The following is a 10,000-nucleotide window of genomic DNA, read 5'->3' as shown; positions in this document are numbered from 1 at the left end:
CGAAAGCCTCAATGATGTGGTGGCGCGGCTGACCGGCGTCTGGGTCAAGGAAACCGTGCCGGATGTGGCGTTTGACGAAGCCGATGAAATCGCGCTGATCGACATTCCGCCCGAAGACCTGTTGCAACGCCTGTCGGAAGGCAAGGTTTATGTCGCCGAAGGCGCGCCACAGCGGGCCGCCGACAACTTCTTCAAAAAAGGCAATCTCGGCCGCCTGCGTGAGCTGGCGCTGCGTCGGGCCGCCGAGCGGGTGGATGCGGATAATGACGCCTTCAGCGCGGCCATGGGGCAATCCGAAGCGGCCACAGGCGACAAGATTCTGGTGTTGGTGGGGCCGGACGCCCTGTCCGAACGCCTGATCCGTCATACCAAGCGCATGGCCGACCGCTCACGCGCGCCGTGGTCCGCCCTCTACCTGCAAACGGACCGGCACGAAACCCTGTCCGACAAGGCCCGGCTGAGGGTCGAGCACCATCTGCGGCTGGCCGAAAAGCTGGGGGGGCGCGTCGTGCGTCTGATCGCTGGCGGTGCCGCAGCCACCATCCTTGACTACGCGCGCCACAATGGCTTTACGCGCCTGGTGCTGGGCCACAGCCGGCCCGTCTGGTGGCGCTTCGGCCAGCCCTCGCTGTCACAAAAGCTGATGGCTCAGGGGGCCGGACTGGAGATTACGACGCTCACGGCGGATCAGGCCGAAGCGCGGCCCCGGGACGCGATCGGGCACACGCTTCTGGCCACGGCCGCCCGCAACTACGTGATGGCGGGTGTGGCCGTCGGGGTCTCGACCCTTCTGGGCCTGCCCTTCCGCGAAATGATCGACCCGGACAGTCTGGTCATGCTATACCTGACCGGCGTGGTCATCGTTGCGGCGCGCTATGGGATCGGGCCGTCGATCTTGGCGTCGGTCCTTTCGGTCGCGGCGTTCAACTGGTTCTTTATCAAGCCCTATTACAGCTTCACCTTTGACAACATCAGCTATGTCCTGACTTTCGCCGTCATGCTGGCGACCTCGCTGATCGTAGGCTCTCTGACGGCACGCCTGTCCCTGCACGTCCGGCTGGCGCGCCGCGGCGAGGCCGAAACCCGCTTGCTTTATGACCTTTCCCGCGACCTTTCGGCGGCGCGGGGCATTGATGAGATAGGCGATGCGGTCCGGCGAGGTCTGACGACGGCCTTTGATGTCGAGGTCGCCTTGTGGAACGAGGGCGCTCAGATCACAGGCGTCCCTGAAACCGATCCCCGCGAGTTGGGGGCCATGCAGTGGGTGGCCCAAAACCGCCTGATCGCGGGGCGGCATACCGACACCCTTCCGTCCGCCAGCGGCCTCTACGTGCCCCTGCCCGGCGAACCCGGTGTGCTGGGGCTAACGCCGCGCCACCGCGAGCGTCAGTTCACCGGGGCCGAGTGGCTGGTGTTTGAAACCGTCGCCAGCCTGATCGCCAGCGCCTTGCAGCGCGCCCGCCAAAGCCGGGAAGCCGAAAGCGCCCGTGTCGAAACCGAGAATGAGAAGCTGCGCAATGTCCTGCTGGCCTCGCTGTCGCACGACCTTAAGACGCCGCTGACCGTGATGAACGGCGCGGTCGCCTCGCTACTGAAGATGCGCAAGAAGCTGCCGCGTGAGGCGGTCGATGAACTGACCTCCCTGTGGGGGCATCTGACCAGCCTTCAAAAGTTCGTGGCGAATCTCCTGCGCATGGCCGCCATCACATCGGGCCAGCTCAAGCTCAACTTCGGGCCCTACCTCATTCAGGAAATCGCCGGGGCCGCGTTGCAGCGCGTTGACCCGCAAAAGGGGGATCGCCAGCTTCGTACAGTCACGAGCGGCCAGATTCCGATGGTCAATATCGACGGGGCCCTGATCGAACAGGTCCTGATCAACCTGCTGGAAAATGCCATCGCCCATACATCGGACGACGGCATCATCACCCTCAGCTTTGAAACCGACGCCGATCGCGTCCGCGTTCGGATCAGTGACAATGGACCGGGCCTGCCCCCCGGTGAAGAAGACCAGATTTTCGAGAAGTTCCACCGGGCGGGGGGGCTGTCTTCCGACCGGCTAAGCTCTGACCGCTCAGCTCAGGGCAACGGTCTGGGTCTGGCGATCTGTAAAGGCATAATCGAAGCCCACGGCGGCCTGATCTACGCCAAGACCAACCCCACCGGTGGCGCCAGCTTTATCTTTACCCTGCCAGCCTATACACACCCCGCATGACCAAGGTTCTGATCATCGAAGACGAAGGCGATATCCGCCGCCATCTGCGCGCCATCCTGTCTGCGCAGGGTCACGAAGTGCTTGAAGCTGGTAATGCGCAGGACGGCCTGAAAGCGCTGACGCTCAATGCCCCCGATCTGCTCATCCTTGACCTGGGCCTGCCGGATCATGACGGGCAGGACGTCATCCCGTCCCTGCGCGAATGGTCGCAAATCCCCATCATCGTGCTGTCGGCGCGTGAACAGGAGGCGGACAAGATCAGAGCCCTTGAAAACGGTGCCGATGATTACCTGACCAAGCCGTTTGCCCCCGGCGAATTACTGGCCCGTATCAAGGTGGCGCTGCGCCACGCCCAAAAGCAGAGCGATGTGCCGCAGGTCTTCGAGCGTAACGGGCTTAAGGTCGATACGGCCGCCCGGCGCGTCTGGCTTGAGGGGGAAAACGTCCACCTGACGCCCATCGAATATAAGCTGCTTTCGGCCTTTATTGCCCATCCGGGCAAGGTCCTGACCCACGCCCAGCTTCTTAAGGCGGTGTGGAATCGCCACACCTCGGACCAGACCCATTACCTGCGCATCCACACCCAGCACCTGCGCGAAAAGCTGAGAGATGATCCGCTAAAGCCCCGCTTTATCCTCACCGAACCCGGCATTGGCTATCGCTTTCAGGATTAGGGCGCGACAACAAGCCGCTGCGTCCGGTTCCCACCCACTGCAACTCGACAGTGACCCATGGCCGCTAAGGGACAAAAACGCCCCTACCCCATCGTCGGGATGACAAAACTCTGGTCGCGCACCACCCCGCCCTGCGGCCACCTCTGGGTGACGGTCTTGGTGCGGGTGTAGAAGCGCACGCCGTCCATGCCGTACTGGTTGAGGTCGCCGAAGCCGGAACGCTTCCAGCCGCCAAAGGAGTGATAGGCCACCGGCACCGGGATGGGCACATTGATGCCGACCATGCCGACCTCGACCTGTGAGGCGAACTCGCGCGCTGCGTCGCCATTGCGCGTGAAGATGGCTACGCCATTGCCGTAGGGGTGCTGCGACGGCAGGCGGATGGCCTCTTCCAGCGTCTTGGCCCGCACGATTTGCAGCACCGGGCCGAAGATTTCGTCCTGATAGGTCTGCATCGCGGGCGTCACGTGGTCGAACAGGCTGGGGGCCAGGAAGAAACCGTCCTCATGCCCCTGAAGTTTAAAGCCGCGTCCGTCGAGCACCAGTTCGGCCCCCTCATCGACGCCCATCTGGATATAGTGTTCGATGCGCGCCTTGTGCGCCGCCGACACGACCGGGCCATAGTGGGCCTCGGCGTCGGTCGAGACACCAACGCGCAAGGCTTCGGCGGCGGCCAGCAGTTTGGGCCTAAGACGCTCGGCCGTCTCTTCGCCCACCGGCACCACCACGGGCAGGGCCATGCAGCGTTCACCGGCAGAGCCATAGGCGGCGCCCATAATATCGGCCACAGCCTGATCGAGATCGGCATCAGGCAGGACAATGCCGTGGTTCTTGGCCCCGCCCATGCACTGCATCCGCTTGCCGTTCTGCGACCCGCGACCATAGACGTATTGCGCGATGTCGGACGAGCCGACGAAGCTCACGGCGCGGATGTCGGGGTGATCGAGTATGGCATCGACCACCACCTTGTCGCCATGCACGACATTGAGCACGCCTTCGGGCAGACCGGCCTCCAGCAAAAGCTCCGCCAGCCGCACGGGCACCGAGGGGTCACGCTCGGACGGCTTGAGGATAAAGGCATTGCCGGTGGCCAGCGCCGGGGCGAACATCCACATGGGAATCATGGCCGGGAAGTTGAACGGCGTGATGCCGGCCACGACCCCCAGCGGCTGACGCAGCGAAAAGACGTCGATGCCGGGCCCCGCCCCTTCGGTATATTCGCCTTTCAGCAGGTGCGGGATGCCGCAGACGAACTCAACGACCTCCAGCCCGCGCTGAATATCGCCTTTGGCGTCCGAAATGACCTTGCCATGCTCAGACGCCAGAAGATGCGCCAGTGCGTCCATGTCGCGTTCCAGCAGGCGCTTGAACTCGAACATCACCCGCGCGCGGCGCTGAGGGTTGAGCGCGGCCCAGCCCGGCTGCGCGGCCTTCGCCACCGCTACGGCCCGCGCCAGCTCATGGGGCGTGCCCAGATCGACCTGCGCCTGCACCCGGCCGGTATTGGGATCGAAGACCTCACCCACCCGGCCCGACACCCCCGCTACCGCCCGACCGCCGATAAAGTGTGAGATGTGTCGCATGGGGTGTCTCCACAAGCGCATCCCGGAAAGTGGTCCGGTTTTAGGACCCGATACGCGCTAAAACTGTGATCACAGATTAGCGCATTTCTCACACGGGAAAAGAGGCAATCTCAGCTCAACAACTGCCGCGCGGCGCTGAGGCGTTCAATGCCACGATCCAGCGTCACATCGCTCTTGGCAAAGCACAGGCGGACAACCGGCAGGTCCTCGCCGCCGGGCGCGCAGAAGGCATCGAGCGGAATGGTGGCCACACCGGCTTCTTTGACGGCGCGCAAGGCAAAAGACTGCCCGTCCAGAACCACACCCGACCCCGGCAGGTCGATATTGAGGAAATAAGTGCCTTCGGACGGCAAAGTGCGGAAGCCTTCGGCCTCTAGCCCGGCGCGCAGGCGATCACGCGAGCGTTGAAGGGCGGCCACCTCTTCGGCAAAGCGGCTGTCGGGCAGGCCCAGACCAAAGGCGACGGCCGATTGCAGCATGGGCGGCGTGGCGAAGGTCAGGAACTGATGCGCCTTGGCCATCTGGCTGATCAGGCGCTCATGGGCGCAGACAAAGCCGACCTTCCAGCCGGTCAGGGCAAACAGTTTGCCTGCCGAGCCGATCTTGACCCCCAAAGTCTCCAGTCCGGGGACGTTCAGCACGCCGTGATGCGCCGCACCGTCGAACACCACCTGCTCCCACACCTCGTCCGACACCACATAGGCCTGATGCGCGATGCAGAACCGCCCCAGCAGCGCCCAGTCTTCGGGCGACATAAGGCGGGTGGTCGGATTGTTGGGCGTGGTGACCATCACCATGCGCGTGCGCGGCGAAAAGGCTTTGGTCAGTTGCGCCTCGGTAAAGCGCCAGTCGGGCGGGCTGAGGCGCACACGCACCACCACGCCCCCGGCGCGTTCGATCAGGGGCGCATAGGCGTCGTAATGGGGCTCAAAAACAATCACCTCATCGCCCGGCGAAATCAGCGAGAACACCGAAGCCGCCAGCGCTTCGGTCGCGCCGGAGGTGATCAGCACATTTTTTGCCGGATCAAGGCTGAGGCCCTGCGTGCGGCTATAAAACCCCGCCACCGCCTCCAGCAACGCGGCCTGCCCCTTCATTGGCGCATACTGGTTTGAACCGTCGATCAGGGCGCGGGCGGCGGCCTCACGCACCTCCGGGAAGCCGTCTGTTTCGGGAAAGCCCTGCCCCAGATTGATAGCACCGGTCTCCGCCGCCAGCGCCGACATGGTGGTGAAGATGGTCGTGCCAAGCCCGGCATAGACCGGATTGAGCGGCGGCAGGGTCATGAGGGCGGTTCCGGTTATCGGGCGCTCTTTTTAGCCCGACGGCAGCGGTCCGAGCAATAGCGCACCTCTGCCCACACCTTTTCCCACTTTTTGCGCCAGGTGAAGGGCAGGCCGCACCCCTGACAGGTCTTTTGCGGCAGATCGGATTTCTTTACCCCGCGTGGCATCACAGACGGCCTTCGCGCATGGCCTGAAGATGCGCCTGTGCCTGTCGGCGCAGGGCCGCCTGCTTGTCGTCACCCATGCGCGCCCAGTTGGCATAGACGTAGGACAGGCGCGGATTTTTGCGGAAACGCTGTTCGTGACGTGCCATAAAATCCCAGTACAGGGCGTTGAATGGACAGGCTTTTTCACCGACCGGCACATCGAACCGATAGTGACAGTCTTTGCAATAGTCGCTCATGCGGTTGATATAGGCGCCCGACGCCGCGTAGGGCTTTGAGGCCATAATCCCGCCGTCGGCGTGCAACGCCATGCCGAGCGTATTAGGCAGTTCCACCCACTCATAGGCGTCGGCATAGACGGCCAGATACCATTCGTGCACCTGTTTTGGATCAATCCCGGCCAGCAGGGCGAAATTGCCGGTAATCATCAGCCGTTGAATATGGTGCGAATAGGCGTGCTCCAGAGTATGCGCCACCGCCGTGCGAACGCAGTTCATCTGCGTGTCGCCGGACCAGTAGAACCACGGCAGGTCTTCGTGGGCGTCCAGCGCATTCATCGCCCCATAGTCTGGCATGGAATGCCAGTAGAGGCCGCGCACATATTCACGCCAGCCCAGCACCTGACGGATAAAGCCTTCGACGGCATTTAGCGGCGCACCGTCTTCGCGATAGGCGCGCTCAGCGGCCTGACAGACTTCCAGCGGATAGAGCAGACCAGCATTGATATAGGCCGAGAGCAGCGAATGATACATATAGGGCTCACGCCCCAGCATGGCGTCCTGCCAGGTGCCGAACTGCGGCAGGATGTGCGCCACAAAGTGATCGAGTTCTCTCAGCGCCTGCGAGCGCGTCACCGCAAAATGGAAGGGCTCAAGCTGACCGGGATTGTCCGGAAAGGCTCTGGCGACCAGATCGAGCACCTCGCGCGTGATGGCATCCTTGCGGAAGCTAAGGCGGCGCGGAATGACCAGACCGTCGCGCGGCGGCGCGCGGTTTTCAGCGTCGTAATTCCATTCGCCACCGCACGGCTTGCCATCGTCCATCAGTATGCCGCGGGCGCGGCGCATTTCGCGGTAGAAATACTCCATACGCAGTTGTTTGCGCCCTTCGGCCCAGCGTGAAAACCACTGCGGCGAACAGAGGAAGCGGTTGTCTTCGAGCAGGGTTAGGTCGTCCATGGCGGCAAAGACCTGCTTCAGCCGCCATTCGCCGGGCTCGGTCACCTGCACGTCTGACAGGTTCAGTTCCGTGCGGGCGCGTTCGATTTCGCCCTTCAGGCTGTGGGTATTGTCCGGATCATCAAACCGTACATAGCGCACGCGATAGCCGGCCTGTTGCAAGGCCTCAGCGTAGTGGCGCATGGCTGAAAACAGGAAGGCGATCTTCTTGACGTGGTGTCGGACATAGCTGGCCTCTTCGGCCACCTCCGCCATCAGAAAAACGTCGGTTTCCTTATCGGCGCGGGTTCGGATGTCGAGCCGCGCCGACAACTGATCCGCAAGAACAAGCCTGAGTGTACCCATGTGGCCAATACGACCCGCACACGGTCACGGTTCAGCAGGCGGGCGCGTGTTCCTTGGGGCCATAGGTGACAATCAGGCGGTAAAGCTCATCCTTGCCGGCAAAACTGCGCGGCAGCATGACCTCCTGACGCTGGATCAGAGCGGGGTCGTAGCCCTGAAGCGTGATCTTCGACTGCACGTATTTGAGGCCAGCGGCTTGAAGATCGACGATTTCCGGGTGCACCCGTGCCGAGGCAAAGGTCAGTTCGATGCGGCCAGTGTCCGGATCGACCTTGTCGAGCAGAGGTTTGAGCATCGGATCATAGGGTTTGGATTTGTAGTCTATGGTGCGGATATCGAGGGTAATCGTCCGCTCGCACGGCTGCGCCGCCACCTGCCCGGCTGCAAAGGCCAGACACAAACCTCCAAGCAGGGCAGCCATTGACTTCATGCGGTTTGTACCCTCGCGGTTATTGCATCCGCTTACAAGTGTAACCGAAATCGCCTCAGCACCTATTCGCATTTCCGTGAACGGAAACCTGCAAAGCCAATAATGCGAATAATTCTCATTGACGAATGCGCGCAGTCAGGGTTAGATAGTCTCAAGCGTTCGGGACCGGACAGCCTCCCCTTCCGGCGCTTTCTGAGGGACGTCTTGTCGCTCAATTATCCTCGGTGCACTCAAAACCCGCCTCAGTCTGAGGCGGGTTCTTTTTTGGATCAATACAGGTCGCGGCGATAACGCCCGTCGCTGAGCGCGGCCTCCAGCCAGTCCGGGCCAAGCGCCTCTTTCAGAGCCGCATCGACTCCGCGCCCCATATCCAACCCGCCGCAGACCAGCACGCTGCCGCCCTGCCCCAGCCAGTCGCGGATGGCCGGGGCCTGTTGGGCTATCACGTCCTGCACATAGGTTTTCACGCCATCATCAGGACGCGAAAAAGCCAGATCCAGCTTGCGGAGACGCCCGCCGTGTTGCCAGCCGCGCATCTCATCAGACAGACGCCCATCGTGCAGCGGATGGCGCTCGCCATAGATCAGCCAGCACGCCCGCCCACGCCCGGCCAATTCCAGCAGATGCGGCCGCAGGCCGGCCAGACCCGACCCGGCGGCGATCAGCAGCACTGGACCGTTGCCCGACGGGGCCTGGAAGCCCTTATGCGTTTTCAGCCGCAGCGGCACGTTTTCGCCCAAGGGAAGCGTCGTCAGCAGGCCGGAGCCTTCGCCGCGTGAGCCGTCGGCCTTGATGACTTCGCGCACAAACAGGCGCACCCGCCCCTCTTCGGGCAGGGAGGCGATGGAATAGTCGCGACGGTGCCCGGACGGCGTCAGGATTTCGGCCAGATCGCCGGCCACCCACGTCGCGCCTTCGGGTATTGCGAAATCAATGGCGTAAAGCCCCGCCGCCGCGCTGTGGGCATTGAGCCGTTCGCGCGCGATCAGGGGCGTCGTGACGAAGGGATTATCCGCTTGCATCGCCGCGCCACCCCATTCCTTGAGGTAGGATTCCCACTGTTTCAGGGCCGTTGCATCGAGATCATCGACCTCGGTGATCGGTTTTTTGGCCGTCGCGCCGCAGGCGGTAAACCAGTCGTGCACGCGATGGCCAAAGGCGCAGAAGTCTTCGTAGCTGCGGTCGCCCAGGGCCAGTACGGCAAAGCTTTGGGCCGACAGGTCGGGACGCGCAGACATAAGTGCGCGCTCAAAGGCCGCGCCGTCGTCCGGGGCATCCCCGACACCGGTGGTCGAGGCCACGACGAGCACCAGTTTGGCCTGTTGCAGGTCTTCGACCGTTGCCTTGCCCAGCGACATCAGGCGCGTGGTCAGACCGCCCGTGCTCAGCGCCTTGTGCGTATGGCGCGCCAGTTCTTCGGCCTGCCCGGTCTGCGAGGCCGAGAGGATCAGGGCATCGACGGCCACGGCCGACGCACGGGTGCGACCGCGCGTCAGCATGACGCCGCTCATCAGCATCCACAACACGCCGGCCCCGGCGGCCAGTCCCACGCGCAGCGGATCAGTGGTAACGAAGTCGATCATAGCCAGTCCTCAAGGGCAGGGCTCAGCACCTCACGCCCGTCGCTCAGCCCCATCAGACAAGGGATAGCATGGGTTTGTGCAAAAGACATGGCACGCTGTTCGCCCATGACCATCAGAGCGGTGGCCAGCGCATCGGCGCGCCAGCACTGCGCATCAAAGACGCTGACCTGACGGATGCCGCTCTGCACCGGGGCGGCGGTGGCGGCGTCGATCGTATGCGACAGGCGCACACCGTCATGGATAAAATAGCGCTGGCTGTCGCCCGTGGTGGCCACGGCCAGATCGCAGAGCGCCACAAGGGTTTCGGTGTCGGACGCATTATCGGCGCGGTCAATCTCAATCCACCACGGCTGACCTTCGGACCGGATGCCGAACGCTTTCAATTCGCCACCAATCTCGATCAGTGCCGAATGTACCCCCGGCGTTGCCTTGAGCCTGTCGGTCACGGCATCGACGGCAAAGCCTTTGGCGATGCCGCAAAGGTCGAGTTTGAGACCTTCGGGTTTCGTGAGTCCGTCCGGCCGCCAGTCAAGCGCGCGCCAGTC

General features: G+C 63.1%; 9 protein-coding genes. 2 read left to right on the top strand and 7 right to left on the bottom strand.

Features of this window, described 5'->3' with window-relative positions:
* Both LDL37_RS06395 and LDL37_RS06390 read left to right on the top strand, forming a co-directional pair.
* A partial coding sequence (locus LDL37_RS06395) for a DUF4118 domain-containing protein (RefSeq protein ID WP_290795756.1) occupies positions 1 to 2,212 on the top strand: 2,212 nt, incomplete at its 5' end.
* Positions 2,209 to 2,886: a response regulator gene (locus LDL37_RS06390; protein ID WP_290795754.1), complete on the top strand. Its 678-nt coding sequence runs from the start codon at positions 2,209 to 2,211 to the stop codon at positions 2,884 to 2,886. The genes LDL37_RS06395 and LDL37_RS06390, both read left to right, overlap by 4 nt.
* Positions 2,887 to 2,969: 83 nt before the next feature.
* On the opposite strand, the gene LDL37_RS06385 is transcribed toward LDL37_RS06390, so the two are convergent.
* The 7 genes from LDL37_RS06385 to LDL37_RS06355 all read right to left on the bottom strand — a co-directional run.
* A complete protein-coding gene (locus LDL37_RS06385) occupies positions 2,970 to 4,469 on the bottom strand; it encodes a CoA-acylating methylmalonate-semialdehyde dehydrogenase (protein WP_290795752.1) in 1,500 nt (499 codons plus the stop codon).
* A 110-nt stretch (positions 4,470 to 4,579) separates the two neighbouring features.
* Positions 4,580 to 5,755: an aminotransferase gene (locus tag LDL37_RS06380; RefSeq protein WP_290795750.1), complete on the bottom strand. Its 1,176-nt coding sequence runs from the start codon at positions 5,753 to 5,755 to the stop codon at positions 4,580 to 4,582.
* A 14-nt stretch (positions 5,756 to 5,769) separates the two neighbouring features.
* Complete coding sequence (locus LDL37_RS06375; RefSeq protein ID WP_290795748.1) at positions 5,770 to 5,922, bottom strand: DUF2256 domain-containing protein; 153 nt, start codon at positions 5,920 to 5,922, stop codon at positions 5,770 to 5,772.
* Positions 5,922 to 7,442, bottom strand: a complete 1,521-nt coding sequence (locus tag LDL37_RS06370; protein ID WP_290795746.1) for a cryptochrome/photolyase family protein — start codon at positions 7,440 to 7,442, stop codon at positions 5,922 to 5,924. The genes LDL37_RS06375 and LDL37_RS06370 overlap by 1 nt, the downstream gene beginning before the upstream one ends.
* 31 nt (positions 7,443 to 7,473) lie before the next feature.
* On the bottom strand, positions 7,474 to 7,872 hold the full coding sequence (locus tag LDL37_RS06365; protein ID WP_290795743.1) for a hypothetical protein: 399 nt from the start codon (positions 7,870 to 7,872) through the stop codon (positions 7,474 to 7,476).
* A gap of 269 nt (positions 7,873 to 8,141) precedes the next feature.
* Positions 8,142 to 9,455, bottom strand: a complete 1,314-nt coding sequence (locus tag LDL37_RS06360; protein ID WP_290795741.1) for an NADPH cytochrome P450 oxidoreductase family protein — start codon at positions 9,453 to 9,455, stop codon at positions 8,142 to 8,144.
* Positions 9,452 to 10,000: FAD:protein FMN transferase (locus LDL37_RS06355; protein ID WP_290795739.1), on the bottom strand; the 549-nt coding region annotated here is incomplete at its 5' end. The genes LDL37_RS06355 and LDL37_RS06360, both read right to left, overlap by 4 nt.

The sequence above is a fragment of the Asticcacaulis sp. genome (genome assembly GCF_020217185.1).
Classification (GTDB): Bacteria; Pseudomonadota; Alphaproteobacteria; order Caulobacterales; family Caulobacteraceae; genus Asticcacaulis.
The sequence above is the reverse complement of the archived record's forward strand: the minus strand, read 5'-3'. Positions and strand labels throughout refer to the sequence as shown.